Origin of the sequence: Neoakkermansia glycaniphila, assembly GCF_900097105.1 — a bacterium.
Lineage (GTDB): Bacteria > Verrucomicrobiota > Verrucomicrobiia > Verrucomicrobiales > Akkermansiaceae > Akkermansia > Akkermansia glycaniphila.
The window spans coordinates 999,799-1,018,270 of record NZ_LT629973.1 but is presented as its reverse complement, the minus strand read 5'-3'; the positions used below and the strand labels follow the sequence as shown (position 1 = coordinate 1,018,270).

The window sequence follows — 18,472 nt, the reverse complement described above, 5'->3', positions numbered from 1 at the left end:
GCGGTGTGTTCAGGTTGAGTTGCTTTCGCTGTAGTCGAAGGCTCCGTACAGGTTCATGTAGATGGAGCTGGATGTTTTGGAGTCCGAGTGGAGCCATGTGGCTTGCCAGCCGGAGGAGCAGGGGGTGATGGTGATGCTCGCGTTTGTGCCGGGTACGTCTTCCCATCCAAAATCATGCGCATGGCTTCTGGCCTGATCTTTCAGGTATTCCTCTCCGGGCGGCAGAAGTCCGTATCCGATGCCGAGGATGCAGCCGAATATGATGACGCGGAGTGCGATGCCTGCGGCATTTTTCAGGAAGGGTACGGTGCGTGGGAGCAGGCGTGTGGAGATGGCACGGATGCAGAGGAAGAGGAGCAGGAACGGGATGACGGGGGCCGCGTAGATCCATCCCAATAGAAGGTTGGCGAAGAAGGCGAGTCCGTTTTCCGGAGGATTGACGGTGACCAGTGTTGCCAATGAGGAAAACCATGTGCACAGGATGAGCGTCAGGATGATTTTCCACGTTTTGTACCGCCGGAGTGCGATGAGGGTGGCCGCAAAGAGGGGCATGGCCAGCACGATGATGATGGCCAGTACTTCCGCAAGCTTTGGGTTAGGGAACATTCTTTCTCATTGTAGCCTTGCGGGGCGGTTTGTCAAGTTCTCCCGGTCAATGATGTGCGTGGGTGTGGGAGAAAGCGGCGGTTTTGTGGCTGAGGGCGTGTACGAGTTCGTCGCACCATGCGTCCATGCCTTGCCCCGTGCGGGCCGATACTTCGCAGACGGCGGCATGGTGGGCGATTTTTTCGAGGCTGGCGAGAGCCTGGCGGCGGTCGAATCCGGCGGCTTCGGCGATGTCCGTTTTGGTGATGACGGCGATGTCCGCCGTGTGGAACATGGGCGGGTATTTGAGGGGTTTGTCTTCGCCTTCGGTGGTGGAGAGGAGGACGACGCGGAGGGCTTCGCCGAGGTCGTAGTCGGCAGGGCAGACGAGGTTGCCGACGTTTTCGATGATGAGGAGGTCGAGGTGGTCGGTGTCGAGCCGTTTGAGGGCTTCGGCGATCATTCCGGCGTCGAGGTGGCACATGGTACCCGTGGTGATCTGGATGACGGGGACGCCGGTTTGCTGCAGGCGTTTGGCGTCGTTGTCGGTGGCGAGGTCGCCGACGATGACGGCGATGCGGTGGTTGCCTGCAAGCCGCCGGACGGTTTCGCCGATGAGGGTGGTTTTGCCGGAGCCGGGGGAGGAGAAGATGTTGACGACTCCGATGTTTTTCGCTTCGAAGTAGCCCCGGTTGCGTTCGGCTTGCCGGGCGTTGGCATCGAGGAGGGGGATGTTGAGTTCTCCCGTGTGGTGGTGTGAGGCGTGTTCGTGGCCGTGCGTATGCGTGCCTGCATCGCACCCGTTGATTTGTACGCGGCCTCCTTCGCCGCATCCGCATTGTTTACACATGGTTCTTCAGATCCATTCGAGGGTTTTCAGGTCGAGTTCCCTGCCTTTGACGAGGGTGAGGCTGGCTTCTCCGCAGCGGGGGCAGAGGTAGCCGTTTCCGGAGAAGGGGAAGGGGGCGTTGCAGGCGGTGCAGTGGCATTCCGCTTCGATGTAGTCGATGTCGAGTTCGGCTCCTTCGGCGATGGTGCCGGGTGCGAGTGCAGCGAAGGCGAAGCGCAGGGATTCGGGGACGACGCTGCTGAGGCTGCCGATGCGCAGGACGAGGCGGGTGATGCGGCTGCCTCCGCCACGGAGGGCCATGTCGCGAGCCATGTCGAGGGCTCCGGCGATGATGCCCGCTTCATGCATGGGCGGCCTCCTTTCCTCCGATGCCTGCGGCCGCGAGGAGTTCGTGCAAGGTGGCCTGCGCCTGCCGGACGGCGGCGGGGAGGGCGTTCCGGACGGTGCTGCTGGCGGCGGCGGTGAAGGCGATGGTTTCCGCTTCGATGCCGACGAGGGCGATGTGTGCGGGCAGGGTGCCGCAGAGTTGGGCGGCCCCGAGGACTTCGCTGAGGCCGATCTGGTGGGGGGAGAGGATGTTTTTGAAGAAGCCGGGGAGCTGGCTGGCCTGCCGGGTGACGACGGTGCCGGGTGCGGCCCCGGTGTGGACGGCATCAAGGAGGAGGACGGCGGCGGCGTCTTCAATGAGGGGCAGGAGGGTCATGCCGAGGGTGCCTCCGTCTTCAAAGATGATGTGTTCCGGCCATTTTCTGCTTTGCCGAAGGTTTTCGAGCAGGAGGAGGCCTGCTCCGTCGTCTCCCATGAGGGGGTTGCCCAGTCCGAGGACGAGGAGGTGCGGGAAGTCGCGGTCGATGGGCGCCCGGAGGGGGGAGGGCTGCGCCGAAGAGCCGGGGCGATGGGAGGGGAGGTGCGTCACTTGGTGGGTGGGCGGGGTTATTCGTCGCGGAAGTGGACGCCTTTGCGCAGCCAGCGGCCTCCGCTGATCATGGAGGAGATGGTGCCGTCGCGATCCACATTGCCCGCCAGCGCGCTGAGGTAGACGTGGATGGTGATGAAGAGCATGAAGCACCATGTGCCGATGACGTGGATGAGGCGGACGTTGGCGACGCCGAGGACGTCGTTGATCGGCATGAAGAGGCCGAAGAACCAGTTGGCGGGTTCGTAGAGGGCGTAGAGGGTGAGGCCTGTGACGATCATGAGGGTGAAGAGTCCGTATACGCCGGTGTAGGTCCATTGCTGCAGGGGGTTGTGGCCGATGTAGCGGGGGCCGTCGAAGCTTTTTGCCAGCAGGTAGTCGCGCCCGGTTTCATAGAGGTCTTTCCACTGCTGTTTTTTGATGGGGAAGAGGGCGGAGATTTTCTGGTATTTGTTCGTGGCGAAGAAGAAGGTGGCGAAGCGCATGGTGACGACTCCGATGAGTATCCATGCGAGGATGAAGTGGAGGCGGCGTATGTTGCCGAACTGGTTGCCGCTTTCGAGGTCGCCGAATTTGATGAACCAGCCTTCGGCGATGCAGAATCCCGTAGCGATGAGGCCGAGGACGCACAGGACCCACATCCAGTGGAGGAGGCGGAGGGACCAGTCCCAGATGTGGAAGTAGCGGAATTCGGTCTGGGCATCGCGTACGCTGAGGGGTACGCGCATGGCGAAGATGGGGACGAAGCCGCAGAATTGCCAGAAGCCTTCGCGGTTGATGGCGACGGCGGAGGGGCGGAAGCCTTTGCGTTTGATGTGTTTGACGTTTTTGCGGACGGCGGCCTTGTCGGCGGGGGAGAGTTTGCAGAGTTCCATGAGGGCGTCGACGCTGCCCCGTGCTATTTCGAAGTCGCCTGTGGTTTGCCCTGCCGGCCGGATGACGGCGGTGCTGTAATGCCGTTTGTTGGTAGGGGGTGTCCACGATCCCGTTTTCTGTTCCCAGCCGACGGTTTGGGCGCAGGTTTCCGCCGCATGGACAAGGGCTTTGTCGCCCGGGTCGTTGCCGTTGTTGTCCGAGGCGGCTGCCGCGAGGCGCAGCAAGTCCATTTCGCCGATATCGCCGAACGGTACGGGCGTGCGGACGATGAGTTGGATGTTGTCGATCTGGAGCCTTGCGTTCATGGATCCTGATGGGTGTGGATGGGCGAGCCCGTTTCGTCATGCAGGTGGACGGCGCAGGATTGGCAGGGGTCGTAGCTGTGGACGGTGCGCAGGGGTTCGATGGGCTGCGCGGGGTCGATGAGGGGATGCTGCCCTGTGTGGGCGAGGGAGTATTCGTACGGGCCCATTTGCCCCTGTGCATCGCGGCCGGAGCTGTTCCATGTGCTGGGGACGACGCACTGGTAGTTCGCGACGGTTTCGTTTTCGATGCGTACCCAGTGGCTGAGGCTGCCGCGCGGGGCTTCCACCCAGCCGACGCCTTTGCATTTTTTCGGCCATGTGGCGGGTTCCCATTTGGCGGGGTTGAAGGTGGCGGTGTCGCCGTTTTTGATGCGCCGGACGAAGGATTTCATTTGTTCTACCATCATGTCGACGTTGATCATGGCGTCGAGGGCGCGGCCGTAGGTGCGGCCGTAGGTGGAGTTGAAGAGGCCGTTGTCGCGCGGGAGTCCGAGGCGGTCGAAGAGTTCGTTGGCTCGTTCGACGATGGGTGCGGCGCCCTGGGCGTAGCCGAGCATCATGCGGGCGTTGGGGCCTACGGACATGGCGTGCCCGTCGTAGCGCGGGGCTTTGACCCATGTGTACTGCGGGCGGTCGGAGATCCATGTGTACGGGGGCTGCGGGCCGTTGTAGTCGGCTTTGGTCTGGCCGTCGTAGGGGGCGAGGCCCGCTTCCCGGCCTTCGCTGTATTCATACCATGCACTGGTGACGAATTCGGCGATTTTGTTCTGGTCGAAGGGGATGACGGTTTTGTAGTCGCCGCCCAGCAGGACGCCGGGTTTGATCATGCCTTTGCCTGCGGGGGCTCCGGTGTTGATTTCGCTGGGGTCGCCGGTGGCGAAGACGTTCGGGTTCGCCGCGCCGATGTGGAAGTAGTCCTTGTAGAATCCGGCAATGGCGCATACGTCCGGATAATAGACTTTGTGGATGAAGGAGTGGCAGGTGTCGATGAGCTGCTGGATGGTGCTGATGGCGTACTGGTTGATGGTCTGGTCGTTTTCCATGTTGATGGCGCAGGCCATGCCGCCGACGAGGAAGTTAGGGTGCGGGTTTTTGCCGCCGAAGATGGTGTGGATTTTGATCATGTCCCGCTGCCAGTGGAGGGCCTGCAGGTAGTGGGCGACGGCCATGAGGTTGGCTTCAGGAGGGAGTTTGTAGGCGGGGTGGCCCCAGTAGCCGTTGGTGAAGATGGAGTATTGGCCGTAGGCGATGGATTCCTTGATTTTTTTCTGGACTCCGGCGAAGTATTCGACGGAGGACATGGGCCAGTCCGAGATGCTTTGGGCGAGTTTGGCGGTTTCGCGGGGGTCGGCTTTGAGCGCGGAGACGACATCGACCCAGTCGAAGGCGTGGAGCTGGTAGAAGTGGATGACGTGGTCCTGTATGCCCAGCGCGCCGCTGACGAGGTTGCGGATGAGTTGCGCCTGGATGGGGACGGGGTATTGCAGTGCATCTTCGACGGCGGCGATGGCGGCGATGGCATGGGTGCCGGTGCAGACGCCGCAGATGCGTTCCACGAAGGCCCAGACGTCGCGCGGGTCGCGGTTGCAGGCGATGACTTCGATGCCCCGGTATTGCGTGGTGGAGGTCCAGGCGTTTTTGATGACGCCGTCCCGCGCTTCGAGTTCGACGCGGAGGTGGCCTTCGATGCGGGTGACGGGGTCGATGACGACGCGGTTTTCCTTGGGGACGGAGGCTGATGTGTAATCGTTCATGGCAGTGGCCTTGGAAGGGGGTTATTCTCCGGTGTCGGTGATGTGGTCGTCCGCTTTGGGCGGGCGGCGGTCTTTGGGTACGTCGCCGTAGGCGGGGAGGTTGACGTTGGCGTCTTCCTTGCGGAATTGGCTCCGGGAGCGGATGGCGGAGCCGGTGATGTGGGCGGCGATGCCGACCCCTGCCGCCGCCATGGCTGCGATGCCCACGGCATTGGCCGAGGTTTCGATGCCGAAGCCGTGGATGTTCGGCAGCGTTTTGTAGAAGGGGGACATGCGGTCGAAGAAGTAGAGTTCCGTGCAGCCGATGCAGGGATGCCCCGACTGGATGGGGAAGCTGACGCCGCCGTTCCATTTGACGATGGGGCAGGGGGAGAAGGTGTTCGGCCCTTTGCAGCCCATTTTGTAGAGGCAGAAGCCCTGGCAGGCGTTTTCGTCGTCGAAGCTGTTGACGAATTGCCCGGCGTCGAAGTGGGCGCGGCGCTGGCAGTTGTTGTGGATGCGGGTGCCGTAGGCCATGAGCGGCCTTCCTTCGCCATCGCAGGGCGGCACTTTTTCGAAGGTGAGGATGTACATGATGACGGCGGTGATGACGTCGCCGATGGGCGGGCAGCCCGGTACGTTGATGACGGGGATGTCGGTGAGGATGTCGCGTACGCCGACGGCTCCCGTGGGGTTCGGACGTGCGGCCTGGATGGAGCCGAAGTATGCGCAGGAGCCGACTGCGAGGACGTGGGTGGCGTTTTTGGCGGCTCGGCGGAGGACGGTTTCGGCGGTTTCTCCCCCGATCATGCAGTAGACTCCGTTTTCCTTGACGGGGACGGAGCCGTTGACGACGAGGATGTGCGGCTGTTCGGCCGCATCGTGGAAGGATTTTTCGGCTGCGGCTCCCGAGGGCGCCATCAGGAGTTCCACGTAGGGCATGGAGACGACGGAGAGGACAAGGTTGCCGATTTCTTCGTTGTAGCTGCGGATGGTGCTTTCGAGGCAGCCTGTGCATTCCTGCAGCTGGAGCCACATGACGACGGGGCGTTTCATGGCGGCGATTTTGTCGGCGGCTTCCTGCGCTTCGGCTTCGCTGCCGCAGAGGGCGGTTACTCCCATCAGGCCGAGGAGTTTGAGGCACCATGTGTTGAATTCTCGGCGTGTGACGCCTCTTCTCTCCATGTGTTCGCCCAGTGTTTCACCCGGTTTCCAGGTTGTCAATTCAGGATGGATTTCAGCCGTGCAGTCCTGATTTCGCTCATCTTGCTTCATGATGAAAAGGTGTGGGCGGCATGCGGCGGGCAATGATGGTACCGACGTGCGCTGATAGCCGCTGGTTCATGTCATGGAATAGCACTTGCCTCGTATCTTGTCGATCCCATTTTTCGGGTTTCATCTATCTATTAGGTTTTTGTTTTGCTCATTTGTTTGAATATACTATTTTGTCATTGATGGAGTTGTGGAGCCGTTTTCCGGGTTCGTGACGACTTTGTCACACGATTTTTTTCGCGGGAACGAAAAAAATGTGGGATATACTAGTGCGTCGGGCGGCAAGCCCGGCAGAATGCAACAAAGATGATTATGAATTCCATTGTCGATATGACCGACAGCCATTCTCCGGCAGCCTCGATGCAGAGTGCGCTGGCCATGATACAGGACCGCACGCTGTGCCTCGGTGCGGAGATTTTGAAGAGCCTCCAGCATGTGCGTACGGCTTTGTTCGATTTCGAGCTTCCCTATGTGGAGCTGGCTCTGACGACGGGCGAGGTGCTCAAGGCCAAGGCCCGGATGATCGAGTGTTCGTGCAACGAGCTTCTTTCCGGCTACATTCCGCATGCAAGCAACTGGTATATGGCGGCCTCCGCCGCCCAGTGCGCGAAGCGGCTGGAGCGCGTGGTGCACCAGTCCATGACGATTGCGAAGAATGTGAACCGTATTCTCGGCCTGAACGAGTATCCGGACGTTTCTTCGATTCTTCCTCTGTACCTGCTGGCCGAGATCGAGCTGCGCGATGCCCTGCGCGCCCTGCAGCAGCGGGATATGGAGCTGGCCCGCGCCGTGTGCGACCGCGATCACGAACTCGATTCCCGCTTCCTCGCGGAGATGGAGACGGTGATGACGGATATGAGCGCCGGCATCCACAGCGTGCAGACGGGCATGAGCCTGCTGTTCATCCTCCGTGCCATCGAGCGCATCGGCGACCACGCCAAGGCGATGGCTTCCCCCGCGCTTTCCCTGTGCAGGCTCGACGATTCCCGTGCGGATTCCCTGCCTGTCGCCTGAACGTTTTCCTCCTACCCAAACCAAACAATACAATCATATGAATACATCGACACTTCCCGCTCTGGGCGCTCTCCTTCTCGGCACGACGCTGGCTTCCGCCGCTCCCGCCAAGGCCCCGGAAACTTCCGCTCCCGCCGCAACGGCCGCCAAGGATCCGTTCGTGTTCAGCAAGTGGGCGCAGAGCCGATTCGCCTGGTTCGACGCCAAGCGAGACAATGCCGCCAATCCCTGGATTCAGGATTTCAACGTATCCCTGCGTATGCAGTACCAGTGGAGCAATGTTGACCCTGCCGGTGGTGAAGACCGCATCAAGGGCGGTTCCAAGGGCGACGGCCGCCGCTGGAACGACGAATGGCGCCGTTTCCGCATGGGTGTGAACTTCAAGTTCCTCGAAAAGTTCAAGTTCGTGAATGTCTGGAATATCGGCGGCATGGACGGCCGCTACCAGTACAAGGACGGCTGGTACCGCGGTTCCAATACCTATTCCCTGTACGAGCTGTACACCGAGTATAACGCCGGGCAGGCCACCTTCGGCCTCGGCAAGATGAAGCCCGCCTATTTCGGCGAATACCGCACGTCTTCCTCCGCGATTCTGACGATCGAGCGTTCCGCTCTGGTGAACCAGCTCCGCGCCGAGACGAACTACGGTATTTCCGCCCGCAGTACGGACAAGAACGCCAAGATCGGCTGGCAGCTCGGCATGTACCTGAACGGCAACGGCCACGATAATCTGACGGAACCGGGCTTCAATACCGGGGACAATTGTTTCGTGGGCGGTACGATCAGCTACGATACGTCGAACATGGCATTCCTCGACAAGAGCCGTCTGTATCTCGACTACGCTCACAACTTCACCCGCCTCGATACCTACGGCAAGACGGGCCGCAATATCCCGGGCCGTTTCGAGTACCAGGGTACCGGCGCGGTCGATATGATCGGCCTGACGTGGGAAGGAACCCGCGGCAATTTCTACCTGATGACGGAAGTGATGGCCGGGTTCAATCTCGTGAATCTCGACGAAGGCAAGTCGAAGGGAGCCCAGAACGTGTTCGGCGTGACGATCATGCCCGCCTACAAGTTTACCCCGCACTGGGAAGGCGTGTTCCGCTACCAGCTCGCGACGGGCAGCAATGCCGTTGTCGTCGACAAGCGCTACTACAGCACGAACTCGAACTATTCCGCCGTGAGCGACTGCCTCCAGGGCTTCTACCTCGGTGCGAACTACTACCTCTTCCCGGACAATCCCAACATGATGAAGGTGATGGCCGGCGTTGAATACCTGAGCTCCAACGGTACTGATGCCAAGGGAGCCAAGGGCTACACCGGCTGGTCCTACTCCGTGGCCGTCCGTACGAACTTCTGATGCATGGGAGGCGCTTCGCCGCCCTGCCTGCCACAACGCGCGGCGGGCGGTCGAAGCTCCCTCATCTCCCCCCGAACCACCAACCTCAAAGACAGAACTATGTTCAAAACACTCTTTATCGCGCTCATCAGCGCTTCCGCCCTCTCCGCAGTTCATGCCGAGACGAATCTCAACGGCGCCGGAGCTTCCTTCCCGGCTCCCGTGTATCAGGTGTGGACGTACGACTACACCAAGCAGAACGACGATGTGAAGATCAACTACCAGAGCCTCGGCTCCGGTGCGGGGATCAACCAGATCAAGTCCGGTACCGTCGATTTCGCCGGAACGGATAACCCTCTGACTCTTGCGGAGCAGAACGAGGCTGGCCTCGTCCAGTTCCCGATGCTGACGGGCGGCGTGGTCGTGATCGTCAATATTCCGGGCGTGAAGAACAACCAGCTCAAGCTTGACCAGGATACGCTGGCGAAGATCTACCTCGGCAAGATCGAGCGTTGGGACGATGCCGCCATCAAGGCGCTGAATCCCGGCCTGAAGCTGCCGAAGATGAAGATCACCGTCGTACGCCGTTCGGATTCCAGCGGTACCACGTTCATCTTCACGAACTACCTGAGCAAGATTTCCGCCGACTGGAAGGAGCAGGTGGGTGAAGGCCCGGCCGTGAAGTGGCCCGTGGGCATCGGAGGCCAGAAGAATCCCGGCGTGTGCAACAACGTCGCCAAGATCAAGGGCAGCATCGGCTACACGGAATATACCTACGCCGTGGAAGCGAAGCTTTCCTGCGCCGCGCTGAAGAACAGCGCCGGAAAGTTCGTTGAGGCGAATGTGGATACGTTCACCGCCTCTGCCGCGAATGCCGACTGGAAGAATGCCCCCGGCTTCTTCATGTCGCTGACGGATACTCCCGGCGACCAGTCCTGGCCGATCACGGGCGTGACCTACATTCTGCTCCGCAAGGATCTCGCCGCCGACAAGAAGGCGGCTCTGACGAAGTACTTCAACTGGTGCTTCGACAAGGGAGCCCCCACCGCGACGAAGCTCAACTACGTGCCGATGCCCGGCAACGTGGTGGAACTGATCCGCGCAGACATTCTGAAGTAACCTGACAGACGGAGGAAACGCGATGTTCAAGACGGACAACATATTCAAGATCGTCTGCCTGGGCTGCGCCTCCCTGATCGGCCTGTTGATGCTCGGCGTGTTCATACAGCTGGGCGTCAACTCCGCCGATACGTGGGACAAGTTCGGCATCGGTTTCCTCTGGTCCGAGGAATGGGACCCTGTGGACGACAAATACGGCGCATGGCCGAATATCGCTGGTACGCTGATGACGACGGGGGTATCCCTCGCCATCGCGTTGCCGCTGTCGTTCGTGTCGGCCCTGTACCTCGTCGAAGCGCCCGGCTGGGTGAACAAGACGCTCAGCCAGGCCATCGATCTGCTGGCGGCCATTCCCAGCGTGATTTACGGGATGTGGGGGCTGTTTGTCCTCGCTCCGCTGATGCAGGAATACGTGCAACCCTTTCTGGCGGATACGCTCGGCCTGGCGAAGATGCCCGTATTCGGCTGGCTGCTCGGGGAGGATTACAACGGCTTCGGCTTCCTGACGGCGGGGCTGATTCTTTCTCTGATGATTCTGCCGTACATGTGCGCCATCATGCGCGACGTGTTCCGGATGACGCCGCCGATGCTCCGCGAGTCCGCCTACGGCGTAGGCTGTACGAAGTGGGAGGCGGCCAAGGACGTAATCGTCAAGTACGGCATCCGCGGCATTCTCGGCGGCGTGTTCATCGGCCTCGGCCGCGCGCTGGGCGAGACGATGGCAGTGCTGTTCGTCATCGGCAATATGATGGAGATGCCCGAAGGCCTGTTCTCCAGCGGCACGACGATCGCCGCGACCCTTGCCAACAATTTCGCCGAAGCGGACGGTCTGCAGAAGAGCACCCTGTTCGCGCTGGGGCTGATCCTGCTCGCGATGTCCTTCGGCATCCAGGTGTTCGCCCAGTATTACCTTCACGCCACCAGCGCCAAACGCGGAGAGGAACGTTGAACCATGAATGCACTTGCACTGAAAAAAGATATGCCGAGGCGCCCGATGGCGTTCCGCAAGCTGACGGATCTTCTGATACGCCTCTTTTCCCTGTTTTCCATCGCCGTGGCGGTGGGCGGCATGGCCTGGATCCTGTATACGGTCATCGGCCATGGAGTCAAGGTGATCGACTGGAGTTTCCTGACCAACGAGTCGAAGCCCTACGGCACGCCCGAATCGGGCATAGCCAATGCTTTGCTCGGAAGCCTTTATATTACGCTCGGCGCGGCGGCGATCGCCGTGCCTCTGGCCATGGCGGCGGGCATTTACCTGTCCGAATACGGCAAGAACAGCCGCATCGCCCATATTCTGCGCTTCAGCGCGAACGTGATGATGGGCATGCCTTCGATCATCGTCGGCCTGTTTGTGTACGTCCTGCTGGTGGTATCCACGGGCAACTTCTCCGGCTTTGCCGGTACGGTGTCGCTCGCCATTATCATGTTCCCGGTCGTGATGCGCACGACGGAAGACATGCTGGCGATGGTACCCTACACGCTGCGCGAATCCGCCCTTGCCCTCGGCATGACCCGCACGCGGACGACCCTGTGCATCATCACGCGCTCCGCGAAGAACGGCCTCGTGACGGGCATCCTGCTTTCGCTGGCCCGCGTGAGCGGCGAGACGGCTCCGCTGCTCTTCACCGCCATGTTCGCCGATTCCTGGCCGACTGCCTATTTCTCGCAACCTACGGCCAATATGCCCGTACTCATCAACGAATACACGATGAACTCCCCCTTCGAAGCCATGCACTCCGCAGGCTGGGGCGCAGCCCTCGTGATGGCCGGATTCATCCTGATCGTGAACATTCTGACCCGCATCATCTTCCATGACAACAAACAGAAACATTAAGATTTCCGCACGGAACATCAATTTCTTCTACGGCTCGCACCAGGCCCTCTTCGAGAACAATATCGATATCGAAGAGAACAAAATCACCGCCGTGATCGGGCCTTCGGGCTGCGGCAAGTCCACGCACCTCCGCATCTACAACCGCATTTTCGAACTGTACCGCGACCAGCGGACGGAAGGAGAGCTGTTGATCGACGGAGAGAATGTGCTTTCGGGCAGTGTGGATGTGCTGGCCCTGCGCCGCAAGGTGGGCATGATTTTCCAGAAGCCCACGCCGTTCCCGATGTCCATCTTCGACAATGTGGCCTATCCCCTCAAGCTCCATTACAAGCTCAGCAAGTCCGAAACGGCGGACCGCGTGGAACAGGCCCTGATCGGAGCCTCCATCTGGGATGAGGTGAAGGACAAGCTCAAGAAGAGCGGCCTCGCGCTGTCCGGCGGCCAGCAGCAGCGGCTGTGCATCGCCCGCGCCATCGCCGCCGCGCCCGATATCCTGCTGATGGACGAGCCGACGAGCGCGATCGACCCGGTGGCGACTCTGAAGATCGAGGAACTGCTTCTCCAGCTCAAGGAACGTTTCACCATCGTCATCGTGACGCACAATATGCAGCAGGCCGCCCGCGTGAGCGACGCCACGGCGTTCTTCTACAAGGGCCGCATCATCGAGTTCGACGATACGAATACCATTTTCACCAACCCATCCAACAAAAAGACCGAAGAATACATCACCGGACGTTTCGGTTGATGCACCCGGAAAGACCACGAATATGAAAGAACATTTCATTCAGGAAATCACGAACCTCAAGAGCATGGTCGAATCCATCGCGACGGAGGCGGAAGCTGCGCTCGCCAAGGCTCTGGAAGCCGTTTCGACGATGAACGTTCCGCTGGCGAAGGAAGTCATCGGCGGCGATTACAAGATCGATTGCGACGAAGTGAAGGTCGAGGAGGAATGCCTCAAGATTCTTGCCCTGTACCAGCCTGTCGCCAGCGATCTGCGGCTGGTGATTACCATTCTGAAGATCAACCACGACCTTGAACGCGTGGCCGACTTTGCCGTGGGTATCGCCCGGCGCGCCATCGATATGGCGAATTTCATCGATACCGATATCGAGCGGTTCGACTTCCGCAAGATGGAGGAGACGGTGCGCGGCATGCTCAAGAAAGCCCTGCAGGTGATGAAGAACGCGGATCCTCTGATGGCTTTCGTCATCATCCGGCAGGATGAGGTGGTGGATGCCATTCATCGGGAGAACGATGTGCGCGCCCGCGAGCTGATCGCCCTCTATCCGCAGCAGGCCGGGTACTATCTCGACAGCATGAATATCTCGCGCTCGCTGGAACGCGTGGCGGACATCGCAACCAATATCTGCGAGGATGTGATCTACCTCGAAAGCGGCAAGATCGTGCGGCATACGCATAATACGTAAGAGGGTTGGAGAGCCACAGATTGCGCAGATGCGCACAGATTTTGCATATTTGTATTCGGTTGACTGCTGAACCACGAATAAAATATGGATCATCAATATGATGCAAAATGAGAATCAAACATTTTCTTCATCCATTTCAATCCGGCGGTCAGCCGGATTCCTACGTGAAAAATCTGCGCCCATCCGTGAAATCTGTGGTTCCTGTCGCTTCTTTTCGCAAGTGACGGAAACGTCACAAAAAAAACGTGTTTTTCAACGTTAAGCATGCTACTTTTCTTTCATGCAACGCATTCTGGTTATTGAAGACGACGGGGATATTTCCGAACTCGTGGCCATGAATCTGCATCGCAGAGGCTACGAGGTGCTGCAGGCCTACGACGGCATGACGGGTACCCGTATGGCGTATGCGGAACTGCCCGACCTGATTATTCTCGATATCATGATGCCCGGCAAGGACGGTTTCGAGGTGTACAAGGCTTTGCAGCAGGATGAACGCGCCTCGCGCATTCCCGTGCTGTTCCTTTCGGCCCGTGCGCAGCTTGAAGACCGCCTTGTGGGGTTGGAGTTGGGTGCGGACGATTACGTTGCCAAGCCGTTCAGCCCGAAGGAGCTGATGCTCCGTGTGCAGAATGTGTTGAAACGCTATGCGCCGAAACCCGGTGAAGTGGAAGTGGTGCGGGGGCCGTTCCGGCTCGACAAGAACGCCCTGAAGCTGCATCTGGACGGCGAGGTGATCGACCTGACGGCCAGCGAGTTCAAGCTGCTGGCCTATCTCGTCGAACGCGCCGGGAGCGTGCAGGACCGCTACGAGATTCAGAAGAATGTCTGGGGCTACGGCGACGATGTGCAGACGCGCACGCTCGATACCCACATCAAACGCCTGCGCCAGAAGCTCGGCCCCTATGCCGACCATCTGGAAACCGTCCGGGGCGTGGGATATTGCTTCCGTTTCGACGATTGATTGCGGGGCGGCATGTTGCCTGAACGGGCTTGCCATGCGTCAGGCGGTTTTGGTATGCTTGCGGCAAGCATCCTATGAAAACCGTGATTGATGGAAAAAATGCCGTGTGGGCCGTTTTGGCGTCCATGTTCTTTGTGACCTCTGTTGAAGCGCAGACTGCCGGAGCGGCGGTTGCTCCTTCCCGTCCGGCGGCTGTGCCGGAGAAGGCAACCGATGTGCTGGATGGCTTGCCCGACGCCCGTAGGAAGCAGGTATGGGCGGATCATCGCGGGGGACAGGGTTGCAGCCTTGTCAAACGGGAGATCGAGGGGAAGGTTCGTTATTGCCTTGTGCCGCCCGCAGATGTCACTGCAGCAGGCGGCGGAGCAGGGACGGAGTTCCGCTATGCGGATATGGATGAGCTGGTGCGCGATCTGATGCGGTTCGGGCAATTTACCCGGGATGTGTGCGGTGACTCCCATGCTGGCGAGGAAATGCAAAAGGAAGCCTCCGGCGCGAAGACTCTGCCTCTGACGCCCGATGAGCTCGAAAAGCTGAAATTGAGCGCGGGCAAGTATCCGCCTGCATGGAAGGCGGAGGATGTCAGGCGTTATTATCTTGTCCGGTTGGAGTCTGCCGATGGGAAAGTCTGCTACCGGGGTTCGATCGACCTGCCTCCTGCGGGGATGTACGAGAAGGAATTTTCGTGGGAGGGATGGGAGACGTTTGATGATGTGGAGGCATTGGAACGCCTGATTCGCCGCTGGAACGGGGCGATGATTCCCGTAGTCGTGGACTCCGGATACTTCCGCAATATGCCGAAGGATGCGGAAGTTTCGTTCTGTCCCGATGAGGAATGGGATGCGATTTGCGAGGCGGCTCAGTTGCCCGTCGATATTGTCATCGGTCCGGAAAAGGCGGCGGTAGGGCCAACGTTCAGGGTGGGACTGGATGAGAAGGAGATGGATGCTGAGATTGAAAATATTAAGCAGGAACTTGCCGACAGAGAGCGGATGTTGTTGAATAAAACAAGATGTCTGAAGGAGCAGATGGGGGGCTATATAAAATGATGGGGAAGACCGGGCCTTTCTTAAGTCGGTGAAATCTATTTAAAGAATGTTCTAGAATTAACATCAGGATGATGTTATGCTGCTGCTGCGTTGAGGGAATGAAATGCTTGTGTTTTCATGATGAACTAGCATTCTTTACTCGATTCTATTGATATTATGACGGTTCATGGTTTCTTCAAGCAATTGGATGCGACATGCCGCCGGATGGAGCGCGAAGTCGTCCAGTGACAGTGCGAACTTTGAGGGGCAAACGGAATTGTGTTATTCTTTTACTATGCGTATATTGATTTTTTTGATTTACAATAAATTATATTGGTTATTTAGTTTAAGTAGGATCGAAAGAAACAGCGAAATTGTGACCGTTATCACTGCAAAATCAAATATTTGGTAGATAATGCGCTCCATAAGTCAAAAAGGATGAGCTTGGTTTCTACTTGTTATACAAAGAATACTTCTTCCTATTTGGTTATTGTTCAGTAGAGATGTGTGATCCTATAGTTCGATATTTCGTAACGATGCTATTTAGCAAGACTTAAAAAGTTTATCCCAATACTTTCTGTTCGCTAATTCGGGTACATAATCTAACTCCTCGGTTAAATGCTTCAAAAAGGATGGGGAAACTTCAGAATTGAGGAAATCACTTAATTCACGAAGGCTCTTTATAGCATCGGATACATAGGGATCTTCCATGTTCAATTGATATTCTTCACTATCTCCAATAATATATCTGTTCCTAATATTTTCCTGAACATCACTCCAGTCACAGGAATAATCTTGTGGAGCGAAAGCCTCTTCTCTCGCATATGCCTGAGAATAGATAAAATATTTCATACATAGATCGAATCGAGCCATTCCATTTTGGGCTTGCTTGACAAGTTCTTCATATTTTTTCGACTCATCCATAGACTCCCATTCTATTTCCCTGACCTCATCAACATCTTTGGCATTTTTCACCTTTTCATACTGCTCTCGCAGTTTCTCCAAGTCTATTTCCCGCTCATTGGAAATTTGTTTGTATCTTGCAGCGCTTTTTTTCGCACTTTCATATTCGTCTTTTGTAATCAATCCATCAGATTTTAAATCTTCTATTATACTTTTACAATCTTCTAAAAAGCTTTTAACCTCTTTATTTGTGTTGCTTAAATTTTTAACTTCTCCATAAAGCTTCTGCATCACCTCCTCAGCGAAATTCAGAAGAGCCTCCTCCTCATTAATACATCCCATGATCTGTTTTCCTGTGGTAAATCCAGGCATGTTGCCATAAGTAATCGGCGGCACAAGCAAAGAAATAATAGGCTTTTTGTGAGCTAAAGCCGCTCCCAATTCAATTGAACAGTTCGGTCTGTTGAGAAAATTGGAACTAATTATAAAAACAACAATATCACAGTTTTTCAAACCCTCCAGCATATCCTCCGGGAAGTAAACATTGTTTGGAATCTGCATCGACGACTTGTCAGTATAGTAAACATCGTCATACTGAATGTAACATCCCAAGTTCATGAACTTTAGAAACCGATCACACAAAAATTTGTCTGCGGAAGCGTGGCTAAGGAATACCTTATGTTTTTTGCACATGTGCAAACATCATATAAACTTCGGTTTTTAACGTCAAGCCATTTAGCATATTGTATTCTAGTGCCTATACTATCTAAATGGATGGGTGTGGAAGATTGGATGTAAGAACGTTTGAAGAAGGTTGGGAAAATCGCACAGAATGAAGACGAGTCTGTCTACAAGAAGGTTCACGGTCTCTTCACCGTATGGGGTTCAAGAAAACTCAGGGGATGGCCTGCGTGCACCCCATGGCGATGGATGAATGTTTTCCTTCAACGTGATGAAAGGACTTGTATGGCATAGTCGTATTAAGAGGGTCGTCATGCTACCGATGCTCTCCCGGCCTTGTGCTGTTCATCGTTGGTGGGTGTAATCCGGCGTCGATCGATTGCCGAATATCGAAAGGAAAACAGTATTATATTATCTTTGTTTTATGTTGAATTCGCAAGGTTCTTCCGGTTTGCTCGGAAATGAGAAGCAGCATTTCGTCATTCTTGACGGGTTGCGCGGGGTGGCTGCCGTTATGGTCGTCTGGTTTCATATTTTTGAAGCGTTTGCGACCAGCCATCTGGATCAGAGGATCAATCACGGTTATCTGGCGGTGGACTTTTTCTTCATGCTGTCCGGTTTTGTGATCGGCTACGCCTATGACGACCGCTGGAAGACGATGAAGACGGGCGAGTTCATGAAGCGCCGCTTGATCCGCCTGCATCCGATGGTGGTGATGGGTGCGCTGATCGGTGCGGTGATGTTTTATTTTCAAGGCTGTTCCGTTTGGGATGTGACGCAGATTACGGTTGTTTCGCTGCTGATCGCCACGTTCGCCAATATGCTGCTGCTTCCGGCGACGACCGGGACGGAGGTGCGGGGCGTGGGTGAGATGTATCCGCTGAATGGGCCGAGCTGGTCGCTGTTTTTCGAGTATATCGGCAATATTCTGTATGCCCTGTTTATCCGGAGGCTTTCGACGCGTTGGCTGACGGTGCTGGTGGTGGCTGCCGGGTGCGGTTTGGCTTCGTTCGGTATGTGGTGGGGGCCGACGGGCGATATTTGCGTGGGCTTTTCGATGAGGGAGTCGGAGATGATGGGCGGTTCCCTGCGCCTGCTGTATTCTTTCTCGGCAGGGCTTTTGCTGTTCCGCGTTTTCAAGCCGATGCATGTCAAGGGTTCGTTCTGGATTTGCGGTCTGGCGCTCGCCGTTCTGCTGGCCGTTCCCCGTTTGGGCGGGGAGGAGGCTTTCTGGATGAACGGTGCGTATGAGACGGTTTGTTTCGCGTTGATTTTCCCGCTGCTGATCATTCTCGGGGCTTCGGGCAGGATTACCGATCCGGTGACCGATAAGGTGTGCCGGTTTTTGGGACAGATTTCCTATCCGTTGTATATGGTGCATTATCCGTTCATCTATTTGTATTTCGCGTGGGTGAAGAATGAGAATCTTTCGTTCGAGGAGTCGCTGCCCGGTGCCTTGGCCGTGGTGGTCGGAAGTATTCTGCTGGCCTACGCCTGCCTGAAGTGGTATGACGAGCCGGTGCGGAGGTTCTTGACGAGGAGGTTTGCCTCCAGGAAGAGTTGACCGGGTGTTTTTGATCTGCATCGCCCCTATTTGTGCGGGCGGTGCATTTTGCGGAG

18 protein-coding genes are annotated in these 18,472 nt (G+C 57.2%); 10 read left to right on the top strand and 8 right to left on the bottom strand.

Annotated elements, in window-relative coordinates; genetic code table 11:
* Window positions 1-9: 9 nt before the first annotated feature.
* From PYTT_RS04205 to PYTT_RS04175, 7 genes are read right to left on the bottom strand one after another with little or no spacing between them, the layout of a single operon-like run.
* Window positions 10-606 carry a hypothetical protein gene (locus tag PYTT_RS04205; RefSeq protein WP_067774839.1) on the bottom strand — a complete coding sequence of 199 codons (597 nt, stop codon included), beginning with the start codon at window positions 604-606 and terminating at the stop codon, window positions 10-12.
* Window positions 607-652: 46 nt separating this feature from the next.
* Window positions 653-1,435 (bottom strand): hydrogenase nickel incorporation protein HypB, encoded by a 783-nt coding sequence (gene hypB / locus PYTT_RS04200; RefSeq protein WP_067774842.1) that lies wholly within the window; start codon window positions 1,433-1,435, stop codon window positions 653-655.
* A 6-nt stretch (window positions 1,436-1,441) separates the two neighbouring features.
* A complete protein-coding gene (locus PYTT_RS04195) occupies window positions 1,442-1,783 on the bottom strand; it encodes a hydrogenase maturation nickel metallochaperone HypA/HybF (protein ID WP_067774845.1) in 342 nt (113 codons plus the stop codon).
* The gene (locus tag PYTT_RS12950) at window positions 1,776-2,351 is read right to left on the bottom strand and encodes a HyaD/HybD family hydrogenase maturation endopeptidase (RefSeq protein WP_172801765.1); all 576 of its coding nucleotides are present in this window, start codon (window positions 2,349-2,351) and stop codon (window positions 1,776-1,778) included. The genes PYTT_RS04195 and PYTT_RS12950 overlap by 8 nt, the downstream gene beginning before the upstream one ends.
* A 17-nt stretch (window positions 2,352-2,368) precedes the next feature.
* Complete coding sequence (gene cybH / locus PYTT_RS04185) at window positions 2,369-3,532, bottom strand: Ni/Fe-hydrogenase, b-type cytochrome subunit (protein ID WP_067773903.1); 1,164 nt, start codon at window positions 3,530-3,532, stop codon at window positions 2,369-2,371.
* Window positions 3,529-5,286 carry a nickel-dependent hydrogenase large subunit gene (locus PYTT_RS04180; protein WP_067773906.1) on the bottom strand — a complete coding sequence of 586 codons (1,758 nt, stop codon included), beginning with the start codon at window positions 5,284-5,286 and terminating at the stop codon, window positions 3,529-3,531. The genes cybH and PYTT_RS04180 overlap by 4 nt, the downstream gene beginning before the upstream one ends.
* A gap of 21 nt (window positions 5,287-5,307) precedes the next feature.
* Window positions 5,308-6,540 carry a hydrogenase small subunit gene (locus PYTT_RS04175; protein WP_067773909.1) on the bottom strand — a complete coding sequence of 411 codons (1,233 nt, stop codon included), beginning with the start codon at window positions 6,538-6,540 and terminating at the stop codon, window positions 5,308-5,310.
* A 309-nt stretch (window positions 6,541-6,849) separates the two neighbouring features.
* Here PYTT_RS04175 and PYTT_RS04170 point away from each other — a divergent pair, with 309 nt between their 5' ends.
* The 9 genes from PYTT_RS04170 (at window position 6,850) to PYTT_RS04130 (ending at window position 15,289) form a co-directional block, all read left to right on the top strand.
* Window positions 6,850-7,551: a phosphate signaling complex PhoU family protein gene (locus PYTT_RS04170; protein WP_071133282.1), complete on the top strand. Its 702-nt coding sequence runs from the start codon at window positions 6,850-6,852 to the stop codon at window positions 7,549-7,551.
* Window positions 7,552-7,588: 37 nt separating this feature from the next.
* Window positions 7,589-8,914, top strand: coding sequence for a porin (locus tag PYTT_RS04165; protein WP_067773915.1), 1,326 nt, complete (start codon window positions 7,589-7,591; stop codon window positions 8,912-8,914).
* Between the two features lie 99 nt (window positions 8,915-9,013).
* The gene (gene pstS / locus PYTT_RS04160) at window positions 9,014-10,012 is read left to right on the top strand and encodes a phosphate ABC transporter substrate-binding protein PstS (RefSeq protein ID WP_067773918.1); all 999 of its coding nucleotides are present in this window, start codon (window positions 9,014-9,016) and stop codon (window positions 10,010-10,012) included.
* 22 nt (window positions 10,013-10,034) lie between these two features.
* Window positions 10,035-10,961 carry a phosphate ABC transporter permease subunit PstC gene (pstC, locus tag PYTT_RS04155; protein WP_067773921.1) on the top strand — a complete coding sequence of 309 codons (927 nt, stop codon included), beginning with the start codon at window positions 10,035-10,037 and terminating at the stop codon, window positions 10,959-10,961.
* A gap of 3 nt (window positions 10,962-10,964) precedes the next feature.
* A complete protein-coding gene (pstA, locus tag PYTT_RS04150; RefSeq protein WP_141675739.1) occupies window positions 10,965-11,849 on the top strand; it encodes a phosphate ABC transporter permease PstA in 885 nt (294 codons plus the stop codon).
* Window positions 11,827-12,594, top strand: coding sequence for a phosphate ABC transporter ATP-binding protein PstB (gene pstB / locus PYTT_RS04145; protein WP_067773923.1), 768 nt, complete (start codon window positions 11,827-11,829; stop codon window positions 12,592-12,594). Before pstA ends, pstB begins: the two co-directional genes overlap by 23 nt.
* A 22-nt stretch (window positions 12,595-12,616) precedes the next feature.
* Complete coding sequence (phoU, locus tag PYTT_RS04140) at window positions 12,617-13,279, top strand: phosphate signaling complex protein PhoU (protein WP_067773925.1); 663 nt, start codon at window positions 12,617-12,619, stop codon at window positions 13,277-13,279.
* A 280-nt stretch (window positions 13,280-13,559) separates the two neighbouring features.
* A complete protein-coding gene (locus tag PYTT_RS04135; protein WP_067773928.1) occupies window positions 13,560-14,240 on the top strand; it encodes a response regulator transcription factor in 681 nt (226 codons plus the stop codon).
* Window positions 14,241-14,365: 125 nt separating this feature from the next.
* Window positions 14,366-15,289, top strand: a complete 924-nt coding sequence (locus tag PYTT_RS04130; protein WP_156850322.1) for a hypothetical protein — start codon at window positions 14,366-14,368, stop codon at window positions 15,287-15,289.
* A 522-nt stretch (window positions 15,290-15,811) separates the two neighbouring features.
* Here the strand turns inward: PYTT_RS04130 and PYTT_RS04125 are convergent.
* Entirely contained in the window at window positions 15,812-16,864 is a 1,053-nt protein-coding gene (locus PYTT_RS04125) for a toll/interleukin-1 receptor domain-containing protein (protein WP_067773934.1), read from the bottom strand.
* Window positions 16,865-17,276: 412 nt separating this feature from the next.
* On the opposite strand from PYTT_RS04125, the gene PYTT_RS04120 reads away from it, so the two are divergent.
* Window positions 17,277-18,416 (top strand): acyltransferase family protein, encoded by a 1,140-nt coding sequence (locus PYTT_RS04120; protein ID WP_067773561.1) that lies wholly within the window; start codon window positions 17,277-17,279, stop codon window positions 18,414-18,416.
* The last annotated feature ends 56 nt before the right edge of the window (window positions 18,417-18,472 follow it).

Coding starts and splice junctions, on each gene's coding strand:
- PYTT_RS04205 (WP_067774839.1), bottom strand. CDS start 606: ATGTTCCCTAACCCAAAGCTTGCGGAAGTACTGGCCATCATCATCGTG.
- hypB (WP_067774842.1), bottom strand. CDS start 1,435: ATGTGTAAACAATGCGGATGCGGCGAAGGAGGCCGCGTACAAATCAAC.
- PYTT_RS04195 (WP_067774845.1), bottom strand. CDS start 1,783: ATGCATGAAGCGGGCATCATCGCCGGAGCCCTCGACATGGCTCGCGAC.
- cybH (WP_067773903.1), bottom strand. CDS start 3,532: ATGAACGCAAGGCTCCAGATCGACAACATCCAACTCATCGTCCGCACG.
- PYTT_RS04180 (WP_067773906.1), bottom strand. CDS start 5,286: ATGAACGATTACACATCAGCCTCCGTCCCCAAGGAAAACCGCGTCGTC.
- PYTT_RS04175 (WP_067773909.1), bottom strand. CDS start 6,540: ATGAAGCAAGATGAGCGAAATCAGGACTGCACGGCTGAAATCCATCCT.
- PYTT_RS04170 (WP_071133282.1), top strand. CDS start 6,850: ATGAATTCCATTGTCGATATGACCGACAGCCATTCTCCGGCAGCCTCG.
- PYTT_RS04165 (WP_067773915.1), top strand. CDS start 7,589: ATGAATACATCGACACTTCCCGCTCTGGGCGCTCTCCTTCTCGGCACG.
- pstS (WP_067773918.1), top strand. CDS start 9,014: ATGTTCAAAACACTCTTTATCGCGCTCATCAGCGCTTCCGCCCTCTCC.
- pstC (WP_067773921.1), top strand. CDS start 10,035: ATGTTCAAGACGGACAACATATTCAAGATCGTCTGCCTGGGCTGCGCC.
- pstA (WP_141675739.1), top strand. CDS start 10,965: ATGAATGCACTTGCACTGAAAAAAGATATGCCGAGGCGCCCGATGGCG.
- pstB (WP_067773923.1), top strand. CDS start 11,827: ATGACAACAAACAGAAACATTAAGATTTCCGCACGGAACATCAATTTC.
- phoU (WP_067773925.1), top strand. CDS start 12,617: ATGAAAGAACATTTCATTCAGGAAATCACGAACCTCAAGAGCATGGTC.
- PYTT_RS04135 (WP_067773928.1), top strand. CDS start 13,560: ATGCAACGCATTCTGGTTATTGAAGACGACGGGGATATTTCCGAACTC.
- PYTT_RS04130 (WP_156850322.1), top strand. CDS start 14,366: ATGTTCTTTGTGACCTCTGTTGAAGCGCAGACTGCCGGAGCGGCGGTT.
- PYTT_RS04125 (WP_067773934.1), bottom strand. CDS start 16,864: ATGTGCAAAAAACATAAGGTATTCCTTAGCCACGCTTCCGCAGACAAA.
- PYTT_RS04120 (WP_067773561.1), top strand. CDS start 17,277: ATGTTGAATTCGCAAGGTTCTTCCGGTTTGCTCGGAAATGAGAAGCAG.